Below are 23,218 nucleotides of genomic sequence, written 5' to 3' on the forward strand. Positions count from 1 at the left end.
TATTCCACCTACTTCACTTCATACCAATCCGTACCGTACCCCGCATCTACCTTCAGCGGTACGTCGATGTCTATAGCATTTTCCATAATATCTTTGATCACCGGAATAAAGGCTTCTACTTCATTCTCTGGAATATCAAAGATCAGCTCATCGTGGATTTGTAATAATAATTCTGCATTAAATTTCTGTGCTTCTTCGCTCTTGGCATACTTCACCATCGCAAGTTTAATAATATCCGCAGCACTCCCCTGAATCGGCGAGTTCATCGCTGTACGTTCTGCAAAAGAACGTGCGTTAAAGTTTCTGCTGTTCACGTCCGGCACATAGCGGCGGCGGTGCAGCATAGTTGTTACGTAACCATCGCGTTTAGCGTCCTGCACAATGTCGTGCATAAACTGCTTCACTTCTTTAAACGATTCTAGATATGTGTCGATAAACTGCCCCGCTTCTTTACGCGTAATGCCTAAGTTCTGGCTCAGTCCATAATCACTGATGCCATAAACGATACCGAAGTTAACCGCTTTTGCGTTACGGCGCATTAATGAAGTGACTTCATCCAATTCGACGCCGTACACTTCCATCGCCGTTTTTGTGTGAATATCGATATCATTCGTAAATGCTTCCATCATCGAGTCGTCTTTCGTAATCGCCGCTAAGACACGCAGTTCGATTTGTGAATAGTCGAGTCCGAGCAGTACATTACCTTCTTTTGACGGCACGAATGCTTGACGGATTTTACGGCCTTCTTCAAGACGGATAGGAATATTTTGCAGGTTCGGTTCCACACTCGATAAACGTCCCGTCTGTGCGAGCGTCTGATTAAATCGTGTATGAATACGGGAATCGTCAGTGACTTCACCCTGCAGTCCGATGACGTATGTCGACTGGAGCTTGCTGATTGTACGGTAAGTTAAAATGTTCGATAATTTCATGCTTATCCGCGAGCTGCTCTAAAACATCGACTGCTGTTGAATAGCCCGTCTTCGTTTTTTTAATTGCAGGCAGTTCAAGTTTTTCAAATAAAATTACCCCGAGCTGTTTCGGAGAATTAATATTAAACTCTTCCCCGGCAAGTCCGTAGATTTTTTCTTCAATATCTTGCAGACGTCCGCTCAATTCAGTTTCCATCTCTTTTAGACGTTCGGTTTTAATCTTAATGCCTTTAAGTTCCATCTGTACGAGCACTTTTGATAATGGAATTTCAAGGTCCTGCCATAAGTCATACATTTCATCAGCCTTAAGCTCAGCTGACATTGGCTCTCTGACTTTTCAATCGCCTGGACTTTATCGGCAACGAAATCTTTCGTTTCACCAGCATCCGGGTCTTTCCTGCGCCCTTTGCCGTAATGGAAGTCGTCGCTGTTAATCGACACCTTGAATAAAGCAGCAGTTTCCGCCACATCGATAATTTTCTTCGACGGATTTAATAAGAAGCTGCCGAGCATAATGTCTTCTGTGAAGTTATCGAACTCTACATTCAGATGATTCAACAAAGCCACCTGACGTTTTAAATCGTAAGTCGTTACAGACTCGCGTGTATTTAAAAACTGGCTGAGCTCATCGGCATCAAATTCAGACGCATGTTTTACTAACACAGAGTCCGCATCCGCAATACCGATATATTCAGGCTGTGCTTTTAAATAGTTGTCATCGTGAACTTCAAGATAAATGCTGATATCGTCACCGAAGTCATTTAAACTGTCCGTCGGTTCAGCTGTAAATGATGCCACTTCTTCTACTTCAGCTGCTTCCATGTTTCCTAAAAGCGAGTTAAATTCAAGCTCTTTAAACAATTCGTATTTCACTGCTGAATCTTCGTTCTTAAATTTAAGCTCTTCGAGTTTAAAATCGAATGTCATATCGCGGTAAATTGTTGCGAGATCTTTACTCATTAAAGCAATATCTTTATTATTCGTTAAGTTTTCTTTTAATTTCTTACCGCCGATGTTCTCTATATATCGAGAACATTTTCCACACTGCTGTACTCTTTTAATAGTTTAACTGCAGTTTTTTCACCGACACCGGGAACACCGGGAATATTATCCGACTTATCGCCCATCAGGCCTTTAAGGTCGATAATCTGCATCGGCACTAAACCGTCGTAAACTTCCGCGACGTGTTCGGGTGTGTACACTTCAATATCAGAGACACCTTTTTTCGTAATATATACTTTCGTATATTCTGAAGCGAGCTGCGTTAAGTCTTTATCGCCTGTAATAACGATTGTTTCAAACTTCTCTTCGTCAGCAATCTTCGTCCACGTCCCGATAATATCATCAGCTTCGTAGTCTTCGTGCTCGAAACGTTTAATGCCGTATGCATCGATTAATTTCTGATCGGTGCAAACTGTTCGCCGAGCTCCGGCGGGGTCTTTTGTCTGCCGCCTTTATATTCCGTGTACTGTTTATGTCTGAACGTGGATTTACCTGCGTCAAACGCCACTAAAAAATAATCGGGCTGTTCTTCTTTTATTACTTTTTCAAGCAGTCTCGCATAACCGAAAATTGCATTCGTGTGAAGCCCGCTCTGATTCGTTAACAGAGGCAGTCCGTAAAACGCTCGGAAAGCGATACTGTTTCCATCCATGAGAATTAACTTAGCCATAATACTCTCCTTAGTTAGTCATACATTCTTACTTTAAATTATACAGTTCCAGTGAATATTAGCCAATAAAAAAAGGCTTTTGGTATAAAGGCGTGTTCGATTCACAACGGGTGAACGCCGTTGTGAATCGGGAGCGCTGGATTCACAATACGGAAACGCCGTTGTTAACCGAGACCCTTCGATTCACAACACGGAAACGCCGTTGTTAACCGAGACCCTTCGATTCACAACACGGGAACGCCGTTGTTAACCGGGACCCTTCGATTCACAACACAGAAACGCCGTTGTTAACCGGGACCCTTCGATTCACAACACAGAAACGCCGTTGTTAACCGGGACCCTTCGATTCACAACACAGAAACGCCGTTGTTAACCGAGAGCTCTTACACATAAAAAAACACCTGACTTCATCAGAAGTCAGGTGTTTAACACTTTAATAATAAACTGGTGAATCCGGACCTAATGGAATTCCAAGAAGAGTCCAGACAATAAGCATTACTGCCCAGAAAACAAAGAAGAAAATAGAGTACGGCAGCATAACTGAAATCAGCGTACCGATACCGATATTTTTATCGTATTTCTGTGCGAATGCAATGATGATTGCAAAATAAGTCATGAGCGTGTAATAATATTCGTACTTGAATCCGCTACACGGTAAGCCATCGTCGTCAGTTCCGGAGAGTATCCAAGCTGCATTAGAATCGGCACGAAAATCGGTGCCATCAATGCCCACTTGGCACTCGCACTGCCGATGAACAGATTAATCAATGCAGTCACAAGCATAAAGCCGATCAACAGCGGTACTCCGGTCAAGCTCAGACTGTCTAAGAGCTCGGCACCGTAAACCCCGATCACAAGACCGAGATTAGACTCGGTAAAGTAAGCTACGAACTGTCCTGCTGCGAATGCTAAGACGATAAACATTCCCATAGATGCCATCGTGTCAGTCATTTGTCCTGCGACATCTTTATCGTTTTTAATTGATTTCGTTACGATACCGTAAACAACACCCGGGATAAAGAATAAAATCGCAATAATCGGTACAAGTGAACTCATGAACGGCGACTGAACTATCGTATCCATGTAAGATCCAATTTCATCGGATCCCCGCATCGGCGAGTTCGGCAGTACTACTAAGAGTGCTGCAAGTACCAAACCAATAATAACCGAGATTAGAGCCCAGATAAGACCTTTCTTCTCGACAGGCTGAAGTGTCTGAATTCCATCGACATCTTCACCTGATAAATCTTCTTCCTGTTCCTTCGACATTTTGAATGAACCTAAACGGGGTTCAACAATTTTAGCAGATACGAACCAGCCGACAAAAGTCAGCAGGAATACACTGACTGCGATGAAGTACCAGTTCATTGCCACGTTAATTGAATCTGCATATGCAGGGTCGATTAACGCTGCGCCCGCTGCTGTCAGTTCAGCAAGCATTACGTCCGTTCCGCTCAGCAGTTCGCAGAGAACCCTGCAGAGACACCGGCGAATGCTGCAGCCAGACCCGCAAGCGGGTGTCTGCCAAGTGCTAAGTACAGAAGTGCACCAAGCGGTGGTAATACTACATAACCTGCATCGGATGCAACCGATGACATAATCCCTGCAAATACAAGACCTGCAGTAATCAGGTTTTTTGGAATCGAAAGTACAAAAGCCTTCAGAGCAGCACCGATTAAACCGGAACGCTCCGCTACTCCAATACCGAGCATTGTTAAAAGTACAACGCCAAGCGGTGCGAAGTTGATGAAGTTATCCGTCATACTTTCGAATATATAACTAATACCTTCGGCATTTAATAAGTTTTTAACTGCAACTTCTTCGTTACCTTCACCTGGATGTGTGACTGAAATTCCAAGTATTCCGAAAATTGATGATAAAACTAAAGTAAGTACCGCCAAAATAGCAAAAAGCGTAACCGGGTGCGGCAGTTTGTTACCCAGCCATTCTACAAAGTCTAAAAACTTTTGAAAAAATCCTTGTTTCTTTTTAATCTCGTCCACAGCTTATACGTCCTCCAATATGTATCAAAAGTAAAAGCCGCTCAAATTGAGCGGCTTTTACTATTATAATATTTAGTTGCAGATTTTACAATCTGAATTATTGCATATTTTCGATTAATGCATCGCCGAACTCAGAACATTTCACTTCTGTAGCGCCGTCCATCAGACGAGCGAAGTCATACGTGACGATTTTTTTAGCTATTGTGTTTTCAATAGACTGGTTAACCAGGTCAGCACTTCCTGCCATCCTAGTGTTCAAGCATTAACACACCTGACAGTAATAATGAAGGGTTCACTTTATCCTGTCCAGCGTATTTAGGCGCTGTACCGTGTGTTGCTTCAAAAATAGCGTGTCCAGTTTCGTAGTTAATGTTTGCTCCAGGTGCAATACCGATTCCGCCAACTTGTGCTGCAAGTGCATCACTGATGTAGTCACCGTTTAAGTTCATCGTTGCAACAACGTCGAACTCTTTAGGACGTGTAAGGATCTGCTGCAGGAAGATATCTGCAATAGAGTCTTTGATAATGATCTTGCCGTCAGCAACTGCTTTATCCTGTGCTGCATCAGCTTTCCTTTACCGTCACGCTCAACGATTTCATCATATTCAGCCCATGTGAAAGTTTTGTCGCCGAATTCGCTCTGAGCTAATTCGTAGCCCCACTTCTTAAATCCGCCTTCAGTGAACTTCATGATGTTACCTTTGTGGACTAAAGTAACTGATGGTTTGCTGTGCTCGATTGCATAGTTGATTGCAGAGCGCACTAAACGTTCAGTACCTTCTTTAGATACAGGTTTAATAGCGATTGAGGAAGACTCGGGGAAACGGATGTTTTTAACGTCCATTTCATCCTGCAGGAAGTCGATTACTTTTTTAACTTCAGGCGTTCCTTCGTTAAATTCGATTCCAGCGTAGATGTCTTCAGTGTTTTCTCTGAAAATTTGCATATCGCAGTGCTCAGGATGTTTAACCGGTGAAGGCACACCTGTGTAGTGTCTTACAGGACGTAAGCATGCGAATAAATCCAATTCCTGACGAAGTGCCACGTTTAATGAACGGAAGCCGCCGCCGATTGGAGTCGTTAACGGCCCTTTAATTGCGATCAGATACTCTTCGATCTTATCGAGAGTATCCTTAGGAAGCCATTCGCCTGTTTTATCGAATGCTTTTGTCCTGCGTATACTTCAAGCCAGTCAATTTTCTTCTCACCATTGTAAGCTTTTTCTACAGCTGCATCGATCACTTTGCTCGCTGCTGCCCAGATATCAGCACCAATTCCATCTCCTTCAATATAAGGAATAACTGGATTATTTGGTACGTTTAATACACCATTTTTAGTTTGAATTTTTTCTCCTGCCATTAGTGAAACCTCCGTTGATTTTTAATTATCTTTTTTCAATTGGTTCGTATTTCATGTTCGTACGGCCGTTGTACTCCGCACGCGGTCTGATCAGTCTGTTATTTTCGAACTGCTCAAAAATATGTGCAATCCAGCCGGACGTTCTGCTGACTGCAAAAATCGGCGTGAATAAATCGTGAGCGATACCAAGTGAATGGTAAACAGATGCACTGAAGAAATCGACGTTAGGCAGTAAGCCTTTCTCTTCTTCAATAATCTTCGCGATTTTCACAGACATTTCATAAAGTTCAGGCTGACCGTTCTCCTCAGTCAGACGGCGTGCCATATCTTCAAGATACTTCGCACGCGGGTCCCCTTCTTTATAAACTCTGTGCCCGATGCCCATAATCTTCTCTTTGTTGTCGAATTTTTTCTGAATGTAGCTGTCAACATTATCAAGAGTACCGATTTCTTCAAGCATTGCCATAACTTTTTCATTCGCTCCGCCGTGAAGCGGTCCTTTAAGTGCACCAATCGCTCCAGTAACTCCCGAATATACATCCGATAATGTCGCTACGATAACACGTGCAGCAAATGTTGATGCGTTAATTTCGTGATCAGCATGAAGCACAAGTGCCGTATTCATCGCTTCAACCTGAACATCAGTCGGCTCCTCGCCGTTAAGCATGTACAGGAAGTTTTTCGCGTAACCGTACTCCGGATTCGGGTCGATTACTTCTTTACCTTCACGTGTGCGTGCAATTGCCGCGACGATTGAAGGAATTTTTGCCTGAATGCGAATACCTTTACGCAGGGTCGCTTCTTCAGACTGATCTTCAGCCTGCTCATCCGTGTGTGCAAGCAATGATACTGCAGTACGCAGTGCACTCATAGGATGTACAGATTTATCTACAAAAGTTTTGTAGAAACCTTTCGCATCTTCTGTTAAAAATGCATGGTCATATAACTCTTTTCTGAAAGCTTTCAGTTCCTCTTTGTTTGGTAAATGATCGTGCCATAATAAATAAACTACTTCTTCAAATTCAGCATTTTCTGCTAAATCATCAATTTCATAACCGCAATACGTCAGCTGTGTGCCGATAATCGAGCTGATTCTTGATTCGCCAATTACGACACCTTCTAAACCGCTGTTTCCAGTCATAAATACCCCTCCTAAATATGTAACAGAATCTTTAAATCAAGTATAACAAAATTGTCACAATTATGTTTACCCTTACTTGCAGATGCAGTTTGTGAATAAGAATACAAAATGTAAGCGCAACCCATGATGCTGCTGTACTTGTCTATGAATTAACTGAATTTTTATCGTGTAATAAGAATCAGTTAATTAACTTATATTATATCATAATTATAAGTTATTTAAAGAGCGAGTTGCCATCCAAACCACGAAGCATTCCAGAAAAAGCATAAAAACCCCCGAAACCGCAGCTTGCTGCAGCCCCGGGGGCAAATTCACAATTTTATTCCGTCATATTGTGCGGTTTTTCAATCATATCAACGTTATCGATGTTCGTGTAATCGACTGTCGAATGGATAGTATGTTTTCGCCTTCATCAACAAGATCCGCTGTCAGTTCGCTGCCGGTAAACTTATATTCCGCATCAAAGTAAAGCTGCATCGTGCCATTAATGCTTTCTGCCGCTTCAACTGCCATGAGCGTTTCTTCGTCTAATAAATTACTGAAGCCGGACATGTCCGTCACGTTAATCGTCAGTGCATATCCTTCTTCGAGCTCGCTGACTTCGCCTTCCGGATAGTTTTCAAGCGAGGCGACAATCGTCTGATAATCGCCGCCTTCAATTTCCATTGTTTCCTCAGTATCGATAACTTCGTTGCCGGAGTACATAAAATGATCGCCTTCGACGACGTAGTGTGTAACGATGTCACCGTTGTTATTAACCGACAGTTTAAATTTATTTTGTCCGCCGTAAGTCATAATCGTACGTATCGTACTTTCTTCGTCAGGCATTGTGATATTAAATGACTGCCGAGCTTCGTAGCTCGTAATGCCGTCACTGTTTTCAACCGCATTCTGTATTAATTCTGCTGATGTTATATCGCTGTTCTGGGCTGTTTTCTTCTGTATTCTTCAGCATTTTCATCGGCTGCCTGGTCTGCAGTTTCTTCTGACGTGTTCTCTTCAACAGGCTGTTCTTCTTCCCCGCCTGAACATGCTGATAAAATTAATATACTGCCGAATAATGCAGCGAGCGTTCTTTTCATCTAATACACCTCTAATCTTTATAGCACATGCGCGTGTCCGCTGTAGACTACACTCTGCTCACTGTCGATTGTTACGAGCATGTTGTCTTTCAGCACTTCAAGCGCTTCTGTCGCACCGACAATTGTCGGCAGTTCCAAGTTCAATCCAACGATTGCACCCTGACTTGTCAGTCCGCCTTCAACTGTAATTAACCCTGCCGCTTTAATTAACAGCGGAGTCATTAATGCGTCGACCGACTGGACCACGACAATCTTGTCAGTTGTATCTTTTTCTGCAAGCTCATTATAATTTCTCGCAGTAACAACTTCGCCTACCGCACTTTTATCGCCGATACCTTGAGCTTTAATCAGCGTATCTCCAACAACGTGAAGTTTCATTAAGTTAGTCGTTCCCGCACGGCCTGCCGGCACACCTGCAGTAATAATAATCAAGTCGCCTTCGTTAGCGTAGCCTTTTTCAAGCGTTGCCATAACTGAAGTATTTAACAGATCATCCGTATCTTTTTCTGCTGCTTTAACGATCGGGTTTACACCCCATACTAAGTTAAGCTGGCGTGCAACATGTCCGTAAGGTGTAACCGCTACAATATTTGCATGTGGACGGTATTTCGCGATCATTCTCGCTGTATGTCCGCTTTCAGTTGCCGCAACGATTGCTTTACAGCTTAAGTTAAGCGCTGTATGTGCAACAGATACACCAATTGCTGTAACCATATTTGTCTGTGTTGATTTCGTTCTGTCAGATAATAGCTTTTTATAATCCTGAGCTTCTTCAGCCGACACTGCGATTTTAGCCATTGTCAGTACCGCTTCAACCGGATATGCACCTGCAGCTGTTTCACACCGCTCAGCATTACCGCGTCCGAACCGTCGTAAATTGCATTGGCCACATCACTAGCTTCAGCACGTGTACATCTAGGGTTCGTCTGCATTGAATCAAGCATCTGTGTTGCGGTAATAACAGGCTTACCAAGCAGATTACATTTTCTTATCAGTTCTTTCTGTATCATCGGCACTGTTTCCGGTGCGATTTCAACGCCAAGGTCACCGCGCGCAACCATCAGGCCGTCAGAATTTTCAGGATCATCGATATTGTCGATTCCTTCCTGGTTTTCAATTTTAGGAATGATTTTAATATATTCACCGTCGTGAGTTTCAAGGAGTTCTCTAATTTCAAGCACATCCTGTGCACGTCTCACAAAACTCGCTGCGATAAAGTCCACACCCTGCTCGATGCCGAATTTCACATCCGACTTATCTTTATCAGTTAAGCCCGGAAGTTTAACGCTGACACCCGGTACGTTAACACCTTTTTTATTTTTTAAGAGACCGTTATTTTTAACTGTCGTTGTAATGATGCCCGTCTCTTTGTTCAGTTCGCTGATTTCAAGTTCAACCAGACCGTCATCAAGAAGAATAAAGTCTCCAGGCACAACGTCGTCGATTAACCCTTCATAAGATACAGAGAAACGTTCTGAGTTTCCAAGAACTTCTGTCATCGACACTTCAATCTGCTGTCCGCGGACAAGTTCAACCTGGCCGTTTTCCATAGAGTGAGTTCTGATTTCCGGTCCTTTAGTATCTAAAAGAATTCCGACTGTTTTATCTAAACGCTTCGCAACTTTTCTAATCGTGTCGATACGCGCCTGATGCTCCGCGTGGTCACCATGTGAAAAGTTTAAACGCGCAACGTTCATACCCGCCATAATTACTTTTTCCAATACCTCTTCAGATTCTGAAGCCGGTCCAATTGTACATACAATCTTTGTATTTCTCATTCTTCTTTCCTCCTAAATTGAAAGCTCTTTTGAAAGCAGATAAATACTGTTGTCATATTGTTTATCGTGTACTTGTACGTACGTAAAATCTGTGGCTGTGAGTTCATTTTTGGAAATACCTGCACCGACACCCGATTGATCGTGCTGCAGCAGACTGACTGCATACGCACCAAGCCTCGAGCCGATCACTCTGTCAGAAGCGCTCGGTTTGCCACCGCGCTGAATATGTCCAAGAACACTGATCCTAGTTTCTATATTAATATACTTTGCCAGTTCAGTGCTACAATATTCTGCAGACATGACCCCTTCGGCAACGACAATCAGAGAATGTTTCTTGCCGCGGTCAAGCCCGGCCTGAATACGCCCGGCAACATCTTCCATCTTCGTATCCCGTTCCGGAATAAAAATTGTTTCTGCACCAGCAGCAAGCCCTGCATTTAACGCAAGCTCACCTGAATCCCTGCCCATTACTTCTATGATAAACGTCCGCTCGTGACTTGTCGCCGTGTCACGGATTCTGTCGATCATATCCACGATGGTATTTAATGCAGTGTCGTAGCCGATTGTTACATCGGTGCCGGCAATATCGTTATCAATTGTCGCCGGCACACCGACCGTTTTAATGCCGAGCTTGCCAAGTTCAGAGGCCCCCATATACGTACCGTCACCGCCGATAACGACAAGCCCTTCAATACCGAGTGCTGTTAAATTATCCGCCGCTTTTTGTCTGCCTTTAAGTGTCTTAAACTCTTCGCAGCGTGCAGAATATAAAAACGTACCGCCGCGGTGAATAATATCACCGACATCACCGACATCCATTTTGTAAATATCATTATTAATCAGTCCGTTAAAACCGTGATTCACACCGTAAACTTCCATATCATGAACCGCTTTACGCACAACCGCACGTATCGCAGCATTCATGCCGGGCGCATCGCCGCCGCTTGTTAAAACCGCAATCTTCCTCATGTCCATCACCCACCTATTAGTCCATTTAAACATAGCATAATTATGCTTTCACGGTCTATCTATTTGACAGGGAATATAAGTATTTGACTGCCGTTCTGATACCGTCCAAGGAAGGGCTCTCTTGGCTCAGTAAAGTAAAAATCGCACCCGCCTCCATACGGGCAAGTGCGCTTAAAAATTTTATAATATTATTCACTAAACTGGCCGATCGACATGTACTTGTCATAGCGCTGATCAACAAGCTTATCGCCGTCCATCGGCACTAATTCTGCTAGTGCATTTTGCAGTACCTGATCCGTTTCATTGAACACGAATGTTTTATCGTGGTGGGCACCGCCGGCCGGTTCTTTAATCGTGCCGTCGCTGACTCCAAGTTCAAATAAGTCCGCTGCAGTAATTTTTAACGATTCCGCTGCGATTTCTTTCAGCGAAGCATCTTTAAATAGAATACTCGCTGCACCTTCTGGTGAAATGACCGAGTACGTTGCATTTTCAAGCATATACAATTTGTTGCAAACGCCTAAGGCAAGTGCACCGCCTGAGCCGCCTTCACCGATAACAATGCTGATTACCGGCACAGTCAGTCCAGCCATTTCAACCAGATTGCGGGCGATTGATTCGCTTTGTCCGCGTTCTTCAGCAGCTTTACCGGGATACGCACCTTTAGTGTCGATAAAACAAATTACCGGGCGTTTAAATTTCTCCGCCTGTTTCATCAGACGGAGTGCTTTACGGTAGCCGTCGGGATGCGCCATACCGAAGTTGCGGGCGATATTATCTTTCGTATCCATACCGCGCTGGTTGCCGATAACTGTGACAGGACGGCCTCTGAACATCGCGATACCACCGATAATTGCATTATCATCCGCGTAAGCACGGTCACCTTTAAACTCGATAAATTCATCAAATAAAGCTGCAATGTATTCTTTTGAAGTCGGACGCTTTATGTAGCGTGCAATTTCTACGCGCTGCCACGGTGTGAGCTGTGAGTATACTTCTGCTTTTTTATCCTTCACTTTTCTCTCCAAAAAGCTGATTTCCGTCGTCAGATCCAGCTTGTTTTTATGGGCATATTTTTCAAGTTCTTTAATTTTGTTTTCCAGTTCAACAACTGGTTTTTCAAATTCAAATACCATAATTACACAACCTCTTTATGCATCTTTAAAATCGTGCCAAGATAGCGTTTCATGTTCACTCTGTTGACGACTTCATCAAGCTGCCCGTGCTTGAGTAAAAACTCCGCCGTCTGGAAATCGTCCGGCAGTTTTTCCTTAATCGTTTCTTCAATAACACGTCGTCCGGCAAAACCGATTAACGCGCCTTTTTCCGCTAAGTTAATATCGCCGACTGACGCAAATGATGCGGAAACTCCGCCCGTCGTCGGGTTAGTCATATAGGCAATGTACAAGAGCCCTGCTTTATTATGCCTTTCGATTGCCACGCTGACTTTCGCCATTTGCATTAACGATAAAATCCCTTCCTGCATACGAGCGCCTCCGCTTGCTGTGAAGACGATGACAGGCAATCTGTGTTCTGTTGCATACTTAAAACTGCGCGCCAGCTTTTCACCAAGTGCAGAACCCATACTTCCCATACGAAAACGCGGATCCATAATCGCAACGACTGCTTCATTGCCCATAATTTTACCATGAGAGACGATTAACGCTTCTTCCAGTCCCGTTTTTTTTCTTTATCCGAAGCAAGTTTCTCTTCATAATTCGGGAAATTCAGCGGGTTAACCGACGTATATTTGAGAACAGTTCTGTGCCGCTGTCGATATCAAGCAGTGCATCCATACGATCCGTGCTTATAATCGGCAGGTGATGGTCACAATTTGAGCAGACATTCAAACGTTTGTGCAGGTCCTTTGAGTAATATCTTTTTCAGCTTGGACACTTCGTCATAATCGTTTCCTGTTTTTCAGTGCTGCCGTCCGCTTTTTCATCACTTGCTTTTTTGTTCAGTTTAAAAAATATATCTTTTAACATTTTTACACCCCATCGAAGTTAATGCTCGTAACCGTCAGCATATTTTTTAAGCAGCTTATAAATTCTCTGCACGACTTGATTATTACTATTATCAACAGTCTCTGTACCGTTGGATTTATGCTCATAATAATAATCTATCATATGCATTAGTTCAATTAACTCTTCATATTGTCTGTCCGTACGGAGCAGATATTTCGCTATTAAAGTGTAGAGCTGGTGGCTGTCTATATCCGCAAGGTAAGTTCCCTCACCGCTTTACGTATATAACACCAATAAGCTCAAGTGCCCGGAGCGCTTCTCTAACACCTGACGGCTCACATTCAGTCGTTCTTTTAAGTAGCGTTCACTCGAATTTCTCGCCGATGCCAATATCTGATCCTCGATAATTTTATTAATTCCTTCAAGTATCGTCTGAAGACCTTTTTTTTTTCCATGACTATCAGTTCAATTCGCTAATTAGTTTTTCGTTCTATTGTAAACGTAGCCGGGTTCTACTTTTTTGCGTGACACGCCTGTGTTCATTGCCGCTTCTGCGACGCGTTTCTGCTACTGTCGGCGCTACTTCCCGGGTGGAAGGCATCTGGAATAACATAATCCGCACTCAGCTCTTTATCAGTAACGATTTCGGCAATCGCAAGAACTGCTGCTTTTTTCATTTCTCATTGATATGCGTCGACTGAACGTCTAAAGCACCTCTGAAAATTCCCGGAAACGCAAGTACGTTGTTCACCTGGTTCGGGAAGTCGCTGCGCCCTGTGCCTACTACTTTGGCACCGGCTGCAATTGCAACATCCGGCATAATTTCCGGTGTCGGGTTTGCCATAGCGAAAATAATCGGATCTGTGTTCATCGAACGGACCATGTCCGCAGTCACAGCATTTTCAACCGATACACCGATAAACACATCAGCACCTGTAAGCACATCCTCGAGTTTACCCTCGATATTATCGATATTCGTAAATTTCGCGACTTCATCTTTAATTCGCTTCATGCCCGTCCCGCGGCCTTCATAAATCGCACCTCTTGAATCACACATAATCATATCCTTCACACCGAAACTGTGAAGCAGTTTAACAATTGCCACTCCTGCAGCACCTGCGCCGTTCAGCACAACTTTAACGGTGGAAAATGACTTGCCGGTTAATTTTACCGCGTTGATTAAACCAGCGAGGGTAACGATTGCCGTCCCGTGCTGGTCGTCGTGAAAGACAGGAATATCAGTTTCCTTTTTAAGTCTTTCTTCGATTTCAAAACATCTCGGCGCTGAAATATCCTCTAGATTAATTCCGCCGAAAACAGGAGTCATCAGTTTGACTGTATTGACGATTTCATCGACGTCATTTGTTTTTAAAGCGATCGGGAATGAATCCACACCTGCAAAGCTTTTCAGCAGTGCACTTTTACCTTCCATAACAGGCAGACTTGCTGCTGCACCGATATTACCAAGTCCGAGTACTGCCGAACCATCAGTGACAACACCTACAGTATTACCTTTAATCGTATAATCAAATATTTTTCTTTCATCTTCATAGATCTCTTTACATGGCTCAGCTACTCCTGGTGAGTATGCAAGGCTGAGCGCCTCTTTATCTTTTAATGCTACTTTTGAATTTACGGAAAGCTTTCCTTGGTTAACTTTGTGCAGTTCTAATGCATCGCTTTTTAAAGACAAATCAGTTCCTCCTATTAGTGGTCATACCACGGTATATTATCATTTTATTTTTTAATTTACAATAGATTTACACGATTAAACGAATATTTTCGAAATGTATTTTCGAAATTAATGTTTCTATATTGCTGATTTTTATATACCCGGCGAGTTTTTGTGTAGTGAAATCGTGAATCGGCACACCGCTGTCAGCAAGGAGTTCTGAAATTTCTTCCGGCTCAACATCTCTAATATATATCTTCTTCGTCTTTTCGATATAAGTCCGGACATACTCCTCAACCGGAAACAATCTGTCGATAACGAGCTGCGGTTTGCCCTGGCGTTCACCGAGCGTAGCTTCAGCTGCGACAATCGATTCTTTTAACATAGGGTGATATTTAAAATACTCTTTTGCAAATAATACACCGTCAATATTTGAATGACCGTCCGTCAATGTAAGAAAAGCCATATTCTGCCCGGTCTTCTTCACTTTAATCGTGCGGTGATCTTCGATATAAAGCAGATATGTGCCGTATTTACGCTTGTGATGAATCAGCGAAAACGGAATAAACTCAAGTTCCTCATGTTTTAACAGCACAGGATGCGCTGAAATATAAAATCCGAGCGCTTCTTTCTCGCCTTCAATTTTCTCAGCACCGTCCATTTCTGAAGCATACCGGTATTTTTTTTAAGATTAAAACCGAGCGAACTTAAAAACGAGTCGTGATGGTAACCGTCTCCCCCCGCCGACAAAATATCCGGCAGCGTCTGCAGCAGCGTTTTTCTGTTCTCTTCAAATTCATCCAGTGCACCTGAGATAATTAGTTTCCTTAAGATTTTTTCATTAAATTTAAAGTCGGTGCGCGATACAAGGTCGTATATCTTTAAAGGGACCGTCGTGCTTCCGCGCTGTAATGATCGCCTCGAACAGCGGTCTTGATATTCCGCTTACCATTGAAAAGCCGAGCAGAATACCTTCTCCCTCTGAATTCTGCCAAAATGATTTATTAATGTTCGGCGGATGCAAAGGAATGCGCATCATTTTTAATTCATTTAAGAGCTGGCTGATTTTTTCATCATTGCTGCGGTGGTGCGTTAAAATAACCGCATAAAAATGTTCGGGGTAATGGAGTTTCATATAAGCCATCGTATAAGCAACTTTGCCGTAGGCGACTGCGTGGCTCTTAACGAAACCGTAGTCGGCAAATTCCATAATCAAATCGAAGATGTTTTCAGCGAGCGCTGCAGTGTAATTTCTTTTTACAGCACCGCTGATAAAATGTTCCCGTTCGTTAGTCAGTGCAGCACGGTCTTTTTTCCCCATGGCGCGTCTTAGAATATCCGCTTCCCCGTAACTGAATCCGGCAATTTTACCTGCAATCTGCATAATTTGTTCCTGATAGACGATAACGCCGAATGTTTCTTTTAGAATTTCTCTGAGGTCTTCATGCGGATATTCGATTGTTTCGGGATGTTCTTTTCTGTATATAAAGTTATCGATTTCTTTCATCGGACCTGGACGGTACAATGCCAGCACTGCAGCCAGATCTTTCAGACTTTCGGGTTTAAAGTTTTCAATGACCCGCCTAATCCCTGCAGATTCGAGCTGAAAGATACCGAGCGTGAGTCCTTTTGACAGCATTTTATACACTCTTTTATCTTCTTTAATATCATCCAGTGAAAAGCTTTTTTCTGTCCGGCGGATGCTCTGCACCATATAGCGGATTAAAGAGAGGTTTTTTAAACCCAGTAAATCTATTTTCAAAAGACCCGCCGCTTCAACATCTTTCATGGGCCATTGGCTCATGACGTGCCCTTCTGAGAAAATAACCGGCACGCTGTTCGTGAGCGTTTCGCTGCTTAACAGGAGTCCCGCTGCATGTGTTGACGTATGTCTCGGCAGCCCTTCAATTTTCAAAGTAATATCCATAAACGTTTTATACTTGTCGTCTGCTTCTAAAAGCGTGTTAAAACGCTTGCTCGTGAATGCATCTTTAAGCGATGCATTCGGCTCATCCGGAACTAAGTTCGACAGCAGCTTCAGCTCATCGTCTGAAAAACCGAAGACACGCCCAACGTCGCGCGCAGCCATTTTGGCGCTCAGCGTTCCGTATGTAATAATGTTCGCGACCTGCATATCACCGTACTGTTTAATTAAATAGGCAACGACTTCGTCCCGTCTCGAATCTTCAAAGTCGATATCGATATCCGGCATATTGACACGTTCCGGATTTAAGAAACGCTCAAACAGCAAATTGTATTCGAGCGGATCGACTTCGGTAATATTCAGCATGTACGATACTAAGCTCGCACTGGACGACCCCCTGCCCGGCCCGACGTAGATACCGTTCGATTTGGCATAGTTTACTAGATCGGCAACGATTAAAAATAATCTTCAAAGCCCATGCTCGTAATAATGCCGTATTCATATTCCAGACGTTCCATGTATTTATCCTGCCCAGCCTGAAGTTCTCTCTGCTGGAACTTTTCCAGCAGCAGCTGCCATAAATAATCTTTTGAGCTTGTGCCTTTTGGATTATTAAACTTCGGCAGTGTATGCTGAACGGACGGTATCGGCACATTGCACTTATTAATAATATCTTCATTATTTTTAAATATACCTGTGCATCAGCGGGAACCATATCAGCAGTCTGAATACATGCATCCCCGTACAGATTCTGCACGCTGTCGATACTGAGCTTCTGATTATCGCGTATCGCATTCAGCACTTTTAACGAACCGCGTTCGTCAGCGTTTACGTAATGCGCCGCTTTTATAAATACTTTCTTATAATCGCTATCGACGTCGTGCGCCATATATTTATCTTCTTCAGCGATATTCAGTTCACCGAGAATTGCCGGTGCATCTGATGTTTTACCGACAGCGATGCAGTTTTTAATATTATCCTGCACAAATTTAAGAGAGGTTCTCGTCAAACTTCTGTAAGACAGCATTGCACTTGTCCGTACGAGCTCGAGATAGCCCTGCTGATTTTTAGCAAGGAGTACAAGCGGCACGCCGTTCATGCCGTCTTCGACAATAATCTCCATGCCGGGCACCGGTTTAATATCGTATTTCGGTGCGAGCGCCATCAGCCGGTAGACTGCATGCATGCGGTTTAAATCGGTTACCGCAACTGCACGCTGGCTGTCCGCCGTCAGCTTTTCACACAACCGCTCCAATGTAATATTTGAATTTAAAAAATCAAATGAGCTGTGCACATTTAAATTAAGCATTGAAACACCTACTCTTACAGTTTTTCTTCAATTTTCACGAGCAGTTCATCCAGCATGTCCATATCTTTTACACGGACGCCTGAAGCTAATGGATGCCCGCCGCCGTCAAACATCGCTGCGACGTCGTTAATAACCACTTCTTTTGAACGTAAACGGACGCGGATTTCACCGTCGCCTTCCAGTGCGATAAACCACACTTTTACATCTTCAATTTCTCTGAATATATTTACGTCAAGCCCCGCTTCGCTGACACTTAAATGATATTCTTCCATAATTGCTTTCGGCACATAAACATATGCGATGCCTGAATCCGTAAATACTGCATTATTAATTAAATAGCCTTTGTATTTAAATTTATTCATCGATGATTTATGCATCTGATTATTTAAAGCTGCTGCATCAAAGTTAAATTCTTTTAATTTTGAAGCGACTGCGTGAGTTAAAGTACTCGTATTGTTATATAGAAATCTGCCGGTATCTCCGACAATTCCCATATAGAACAAGGCTGCTGCCTCGTCGTTCATCGCCGTGCTGTCCCATATATCAATTAAAAGATAAATCAGTTCACTTGCTGACGATACTTCAGTTTCAACAATTGACACGTCTCCGTACAATTCAACGTTCGGGTGATGGTCGATTTTAACAATTTTCTCTGCATAATCGAGTGACCCGTCGATGCGTTCCTGATTGCCTGTATCCACAACGATTACGAGCGGACGTTCAATCGTTGAGAGTGAATCCATCTCCCCTAAAAAGCTGAGTGACGGTTCGCCCATCCCGAGTGCCTTAATACTTTTGCCGGGATATTTATTTTGTAAATAAGCGCGGAGTCCGAGCTGTGCGCCGTAAGCGTCGGGATCTGGTTTCTGGTGTCTCAGGATAACAATCTCATCATGTGATTCTATTAGTTTCAATACGTCAAAAGCATACGTTTTTAAGTCGTTCAGATGTCCGGTTAATTTATTAAACAATGGCGAAACTCCTCAATATTAATTTACTTACATTCATCAATCAATTTACTACATAAGAGATTGGAGTTGTAACGTATGGAATTCTTATTCACGTTTGCCGTGTCATTTCTCGTCACAGCGATTGTCGCCACTTTCATACTTTTTGTTGTATTCAAAGTTAGAAAGATACGGACAATCCGCGATGTGAGAAGCGCGTATTATAATAGTATTGCGAGAATCTGGCTCGGCTTGTTTCTTGTCGTTTTCGGGCTGAACACAATGCTTCAGTTTCACACTCTCGTCGCTTATATCATCGGCGGTATATTCGTTCTTTTAGGCGGCTATCAAGTGTTTTACTTCAATAAAGCAAAAAGTACTTTAAAGGAAATCTGCCGATTGAAGAACAGGCATGGAAAGAGTTTGAAGCGATGAAGGAAAATAAAGCTAAACGCAAAAAACAAAAGTAATACATATAAAAAACATCCCGGCTGTAAAATATACAGCGGGATGTTTTTTATTTTTCGTTGAAATGCTGAATCATAAAGGTCGCTTTTGAATATGCTGTGCCCTGAACGTTCAAGACGATCTCCAGACGGATAAACTGCTCGCCTCTGTCGATAATTTCACCGCTCAATTCGATTTCCTGATAGAGCTGAACAATTTTAAAGTTCATAATATTATACGTATCGATATGATAGCTGTGGATGTCATTTTCCTGCAGTACGACGAGAATCAGCCGCTCTGCAAGGCGCATAAAGTTTGCCTGGGACAATGACCCGAATTCATCTGCCATAAACGGCATCACCCGGATATTAATTTTGTTACTGTCAATTTTAATTTCCCTGTCGATCAGCTGATCTGTCGACATGCCGGATTTTAAATTGCGTGAAGATATATTTTTAAATACTTCTCTCCGGTGCACGATGCCTCTGTAATCACCAGACTCTACGACCGGGATAATATTCAGCTGATGCCAGCTCATAATCTGTCTTAGTGACAGCAGCGTCGTATCTTCCTCTGCGCTGTAATCCGGCAGCAGATAAGTCGTATAATTTTCCTTCGTCATTTCTTTTAGAAACTTCGAACGAATGGCACCGACGAAACGGTTGCCGTCTAAGAGAATCATATTTTTATCTTCGGGATGAATTTCCGTGCCAAGTTCATTAATGTCAATCGTATACTGTCCCTGTTTCACCATCAGACTGCCTGCCGTGACGATATTTTGCGACAGCGATAAACTGTATACTTCTCTGTGAATAATCGATGCGCATGTAAAGGTATCATGCGTTGTCGAAATAACTGGCAGCTGTTTTTCTTCGGCAAGTTTCAGTATCTCTTCACCGGTACCAAAACCCCCGGTAATTAATAAACCGACACCGTTTTCGAGTGCTTTACGCTGGGATCTTTCGCGGTTCCCTACTATTAAGAGACCGCTTGGCTCCAAATATTTTACGAGATCTTCTGTCTGCATAGCCCCGATTAAAATTCTCGAAATTTCTTTATCGAGGTAGTTATCACCGGTCAGGACTGTCCCCTGGATAACGCGGTTCACTTCCCGGAACATAATTTTTCCGTGGCTCTTCACTTCGCGCTGCACGATACGGAAAGTCCCGACGCGTTCAATTGTCTTCACCAGCCCGTCCTGCTCCGCCTGTTTAATCGCGCGGTAGCTCGTGCCGAGCGACACGCCCATAAAGCCTGAAATCTGTCTTACCGACAGACTGCTGCCTTCCCGGAGTCCTCTTATGTATTTTAATATATCTTCATGTTTAGACATGTCTTCACCCAATTTCTATATTTCACGTTGAATTTATCATAGCATGAATGATTGATGTGTATAAAAGAAAATGGAAACTCTTCTATTATAGAGAGTTTCCATCATTGGTGTTATGAGAACTTCGCTGCTTCACCCGGTTTCAGTATTTGGCATACTGTATTAACTTTCTTTTTAAACTCCTCAGGATCCTGCTTGATTGGCGGGAACGTATCGTAGTGCACCGGCACAACTACTGTTGGTTTAATCAGTTCGTTAACCGCATACACCGCGTCGTCGATGCCCATCGTAAAGTGGTCGCCGATTGGAATAAAGCAGACATCAATCGGTCCATTTCTTTTCGCAATCAGTTCCATATCACCGAACAGTCCGGTGTCGCCTGTCACGTATACTTTCTTCTCGCCGATTGTTAAAATTAAGCCCATCGGCTCACCTGTATAATGCGTAACACCATCATTGTCAGTGTAGCTTGACGTGTGGAAGGCATGCACGAATTTCACTTTCCCGAAATCGAACTCACCTTCGCCGCCGACGTTCATGCCGACAGTTTTTTCAACACCCTGACTTTCTATATAAGCTGCCAGTTCCACCGGTGCAATTACCATTGCATTGTTATTTTTAGCAATTTCAATCGTATCGCCAACATGGTCATTATGACCGTGTGTTAGTATAATATAATCAGCTTTAACGTTATCTACTGTTAAATCCGTTAAATCATTGCCATTAATAAACGGGTCGATGATGACATCTGTATCATTGTTATTAAACGAAAGTACCGCATGTCCATGAAATTTTACAGTCAAAATTACCACTCCTGTTTAAATTATTAATAATTATCTATTCCCTGAAAAACTTTTTAATAATCATTGAAACGACATTTTATATAAGGAGATAAAACGATGAAACACATTTATTTAACACATGCACTCAACATGGAATCTGACGCTGTCTTATTTTCATATCCTGACTTTAATACACCGAACTTAATATTGCCTAAAATGCAGCGTGAACTCACACCGGACAGTGAAATATATATAACGATAAATAACTTTTATGAAACGAACGACTTCATGATTGAAAATACTCTGATTGAAACGATACGACAGGAAAGTGCGGCCGACGGTTTTATCATCGACCAGATATTTACGCGCGATTTCCACGATGTGAATACCGTGCTGCTGGAAACACTGTCGAGTGAAATACGGAACAAACATTTTATTATCGGTCCGTCATTTACGAAAGTGCCCTACTTTCTGCACAGCCGGCTGGCTGAGATATTTATCGACCATGATGTCTCTGGCGTAATGTATGACCTCCGAGATATTGATATAAGAAACTTTAGTCAGCTGCAGCCGCTTGCGAAATTAAAAATGCACGTTAAAAAACGTTTGTCGATTATCCCGCTGATTCGTCCGGAACAGCTCAAGGATTTAAAGAGAGCATACCTTTTGAAGTTGCAGTGATTGATCAGTAGACGTTCGAACGGATGCATGACTCAAGCCCAGCTACACGATAAACACCGCCGCATAAACAAAAAAACAGCCACGAGGGCTGTTTTTTTATCGTTCTATACTAATAAGTCGTGAATACTTACGAATTTTCTGTTTTGAGCTTCGGCAACTGCTTCATAAGTGACGTGCCCCTGGAATGTATTGAATCCGCCTGCAATTACAGGGTTTTTAACAAGTGCTTCTTTATAGCCGTTGTTCGCAATCAATAATCCGTACTGAAGTGTCGCGTTTGTCAGTGCGTTTGTAGATGTACGCGGTACAGCGCCCGGCATGTTTGCGACTGCGTAATGAATAACGCCGTGCTTCACATATGTCGGATCGTCGTGTGTTGTAATCTTATCAGTCGTTTCAAAAATACCGCCCTGATCGATTGCAATATCGACGATAACTGATCCCGGCGCCATGTTTTTAATCATGTCTTCAGATACTAATTTCGGTGCTTTCGCTCCTGGAATTAATACTGCGCCGATAACTAAATCACTTGCTTCAACAGCCATTTTAATATTTAACGGCGTAGACATTAAAGTCTGCACGCGCGCGCCGAACAGGTCATCCAGCTCTCTTAAACGTTTAGGGTTCAAGTCTAAAATTGTTACGTCTGCGCCAAGGCCGAGTGCCATTTTGGCAGCGTTCGTACCCGCAGCTCCCCCGCCGACGATAGTTACTTTAGCTTTTTCAACACCAGGTACACCGCTAAGAAGGATACCTTTTCCGCCGTTGATGCTCATCAGATGCTGAGCGCCGACTTGTGGTGCCATGCGTCCTGCTACTTCACTCATCGGTGCAAGAAGCGGCAGTGAACCGTCCGGCAGCTGAATCGTTTCATAAGCGATTGCAGTTACTTTTTTATCAACAAGCACTTGAGTCAGTGCTTCTTCCGGCGCAAGGTGCAGATATGTAAATAGAATTGAATCTTCCTTAATAAGATCGAATTCTTCAGCCAATGGCTCTTTTACTTTTACTACCATTTCAGCAGCCCAGGCTTCCGCTGCTGTACCGACGATTTTTGCACCCATTTCTGTGTACGCTGAATCCTCAAAATACGAACCGCTGCCTGCGTTTGTTTCTACGAGAACAGTATGTCCTGCCTGCACAAAAGCGTATACGCCGCCTGGTGTCAGACCTACTCTGTTTTCGTTGTTTTTTACTTCCTTCGGTATACCAATAATCATTTC

The 23,218-nt window shown here is 43.1% G+C and carries 13 protein-coding genes and 8 pseudogenes; 2 read left to right on the plus strand and 19 right to left on the minus strand.

Features of this window, described 5'->3' with window-relative positions:
* Positions 1-8 precede the first annotated feature (8 nt).
* The 16 genes and pseudogenes from polA to G4D76_RS02785 all read right to left on the minus strand — a co-directional run bounded on the left by polA (position 9) and on the right by G4D76_RS02785 (position 18,779).
* Positions 9-2,604: pseudogene (gene polA, locus G4D76_RS02720) on the minus strand (DNA polymerase I).
* A 433-nt stretch (positions 2,605-3,037) separates the two neighbouring features.
* Positions 3,038-4,607: pseudogene (locus G4D76_RS02725) on the minus strand (AbgT family transporter).
* Positions 4,608-4,704: 97 nt separating this feature from the next.
* Positions 4,705-5,966 (minus strand): annotated as a pseudogene (icd, locus tag G4D76_RS02730) (NADP-dependent isocitrate dehydrogenase).
* Positions 5,967-5,991: 25 nt separating this feature from the next.
* A complete protein-coding gene (locus G4D76_RS02735; protein WP_213810476.1) occupies positions 5,992-7,107 on the minus strand; it encodes a citrate synthase in 1,116 nt (371 codons plus the stop codon).
* 348 nt (positions 7,108-7,455) lie between these two features.
* A complete protein-coding gene (locus tag G4D76_RS02740; RefSeq protein ID WP_213810477.1) occupies positions 7,456-7,935 on the minus strand; it encodes a hypothetical protein in 480 nt (159 codons plus the stop codon).
* Positions 7,936-8,018: 83 nt separating this feature from the next.
* Positions 8,019-8,189 (minus strand): hypothetical protein, encoded by a 171-nt coding sequence (locus G4D76_RS02745; RefSeq protein ID WP_213810478.1) that lies wholly within the window; start codon positions 8,187-8,189, stop codon positions 8,019-8,021.
* A gap of 18 nt (positions 8,190-8,207) precedes the next feature.
* Positions 8,208-9,967 (minus strand): annotated as a pseudogene (gene pyk, locus G4D76_RS02750) (pyruvate kinase).
* 12 nt (positions 9,968-9,979) lie between these two features.
* The gene (gene pfkA / locus G4D76_RS02755) at positions 9,980-10,936 is read right to left on the minus strand and encodes a 6-phosphofructokinase (RefSeq protein WP_213810479.1); all 957 of its coding nucleotides are present in this window, start codon (positions 10,934-10,936) and stop codon (positions 9,980-9,982) included.
* Positions 10,937-11,124: 188 nt separating this feature from the next.
* Entirely contained in the window at positions 11,125-12,072 is a 948-nt protein-coding gene (locus G4D76_RS02760; protein WP_213810480.1) for an acetyl-CoA carboxylase carboxyltransferase subunit alpha, read from the minus strand.
* Positions 12,073-12,074: 2 nt separating this feature from the next.
* A pseudogene (accD, locus tag G4D76_RS02765) lies at positions 12,075-12,924 on the minus strand (acetyl-CoA carboxylase, carboxyltransferase subunit beta).
* An 18-nt stretch (positions 12,925-12,942) separates the two neighbouring features.
* Positions 12,943-13,065 (minus strand): hypothetical protein, encoded by a 123-nt coding sequence (locus G4D76_RS15760; protein ID WP_256440525.1) that lies wholly within the window; start codon positions 13,063-13,065, stop codon positions 12,943-12,945.
* Positions 13,066-13,380: 315 nt separating this feature from the next.
* Positions 13,381-14,596: pseudogene (locus tag G4D76_RS02775) on the minus strand (NADP-dependent malic enzyme).
* A gap of 67 nt (positions 14,597-14,663) precedes the next feature.
* The gene (locus G4D76_RS14370; RefSeq protein ID WP_250130136.1) at positions 14,664-15,236 is read right to left on the minus strand and encodes an OB-fold nucleic acid binding domain-containing protein; all 573 of its coding nucleotides are present in this window, start codon (positions 15,234-15,236) and stop codon (positions 14,664-14,666) included.
* A gap of 186 nt (positions 15,237-15,422) precedes the next feature.
* A pseudogene (gene dnaE, locus G4D76_RS14375) lies at positions 15,423-17,152 on the minus strand (DNA polymerase III subunit alpha).
* Positions 17,153-17,388: 236 nt separating this feature from the next.
* A pseudogene (locus tag G4D76_RS14385) lies at positions 17,389-17,808 on the minus strand (PHP domain-containing protein); the annotation flags it as partial.
* Between the two features lie 14 nt (positions 17,809-17,822).
* Positions 17,823-18,779 carry a DHH family phosphoesterase gene (locus G4D76_RS02785; protein ID WP_213810481.1) on the minus strand — a complete coding sequence of 319 codons (957 nt, stop codon included), beginning with the start codon at positions 18,777-18,779 and terminating at the stop codon, positions 17,823-17,825.
* A gap of 75 nt (positions 18,780-18,854) precedes the next feature.
* Between G4D76_RS02785 and G4D76_RS02790 the strand changes: the two genes are divergently transcribed.
* Positions 18,855-19,190, plus strand: a complete 336-nt coding sequence (locus G4D76_RS02790; RefSeq protein ID WP_250130137.1) for a YtpI family protein — start codon at positions 18,855-18,857, stop codon at positions 19,188-19,190.
* Between the two features lie 82 nt (positions 19,191-19,272).
* Here the strand turns inward: G4D76_RS02790 and G4D76_RS02795 are convergent, their stop codons facing one another.
* Positions 19,273-20,535, minus strand: coding sequence for a DRTGG domain-containing protein (locus tag G4D76_RS02795; protein ID WP_213810482.1), 1,263 nt, complete (start codon positions 20,533-20,535; stop codon positions 19,273-19,275).
* Between the two features lie 110 nt (positions 20,536-20,645).
* The gene (locus G4D76_RS02800; RefSeq protein ID WP_213810483.1) at positions 20,646-21,335 is read right to left on the minus strand and encodes a metal-dependent hydrolase; all 690 of its coding nucleotides are present in this window, start codon (positions 21,333-21,335) and stop codon (positions 20,646-20,648) included.
* Between the two features lie 96 nt (positions 21,336-21,431).
* On the opposite strand from G4D76_RS02800, the gene G4D76_RS02805 reads away from it, so the two are divergent.
* A complete protein-coding gene (locus G4D76_RS02805; protein ID WP_213810484.1) occupies positions 21,432-21,995 on the plus strand; it encodes a hypothetical protein in 564 nt (187 codons plus the stop codon).
* A 104-nt stretch (positions 21,996-22,099) separates the two neighbouring features.
* Here the strand turns inward: G4D76_RS02805 and ald are convergent, their stop codons facing one another.
* Positions 22,100-23,215 carry an alanine dehydrogenase gene (ald, locus tag G4D76_RS02810; protein ID WP_026859693.1) on the minus strand — a complete coding sequence of 372 codons (1,116 nt, stop codon included), beginning with the start codon at positions 23,213-23,215 and terminating at the stop codon, positions 22,100-22,102.
* Positions 23,216-23,218: the final 3 nt, after the last annotated feature.

It is taken from the genome of Jeotgalicoccus sp. WY2, from assembly GCF_018437745.1.
Lineage (GTDB): Bacteria > Bacillota > Bacilli > Staphylococcales > Salinicoccaceae > Jeotgalicoccus > Jeotgalicoccus psychrophilus.

Excerpts from the sequence above, each read along its gene's own strand:
- G4D76_RS02735 (WP_213810476.1), bottom strand. The coding sequence starts at position 7,107 with ATGACTGGAAACAGCGGTTTAGAAGGTGTCGTAATTGGCGAATCAAGA.
- G4D76_RS02740 (WP_213810477.1), bottom strand. The coding sequence starts at position 7,935 with ATGCCTGACGAAGAAAGTACGATACGTACGATTATGACTTACGGCGGA.
- G4D76_RS02745 (WP_213810478.1), bottom strand. The coding sequence starts at position 8,189 with ATGAAAAGAACGCTCGCTGCATTATTCGGCAGTATATTAATTTTATCA.
- pfkA (WP_213810479.1), bottom strand. The coding sequence starts at position 10,936 with ATGAGGAAGATTGCGGTTTTAACAAGCGGCGGCGATGCGCCCGGCATG.
- G4D76_RS02760 (WP_213810480.1), bottom strand. The coding sequence starts at position 12,072 with ATGGTATTTGAATTTGAAAAACCAGTTGTTGAACTGGAAAACAAAATT.
- G4D76_RS15760 (WP_256440525.1), bottom strand. The coding sequence starts at position 13,065 with ATGATAGATTATTATTATGAGCATAAATCCAACGGTACAGAGACTGTT.
- G4D76_RS14370 (WP_250130136.1), bottom strand. The coding sequence starts at position 15,236 with ATGGACGGTGCTGAGAAAATTGAAGGCGAGAAAGAAGCGCTCGGATTT.
- G4D76_RS02790 (WP_250130137.1), top strand. The coding sequence starts at position 18,855 with ATGGAATTCTTATTCACGTTTGCCGTGTCATTTCTCGTCACAGCGATT.
- G4D76_RS02795 (WP_213810482.1), bottom strand. The coding sequence starts at position 20,535 with ATGTCTAAACATGAAGATATATTAAAATACATAAGAGGACTCCGGGAA.
- G4D76_RS02805 (WP_213810484.1), top strand. The coding sequence starts at position 21,432 with ATGAAACACATTTATTTAACACATGCACTCAACATGGAATCTGACGCT.
- ald (WP_026859693.1), bottom strand. The coding sequence starts at position 23,215 with ATGATTATTGGTATACCGAAGGAAGTAAAAAACAACGAAAACAGAGTA.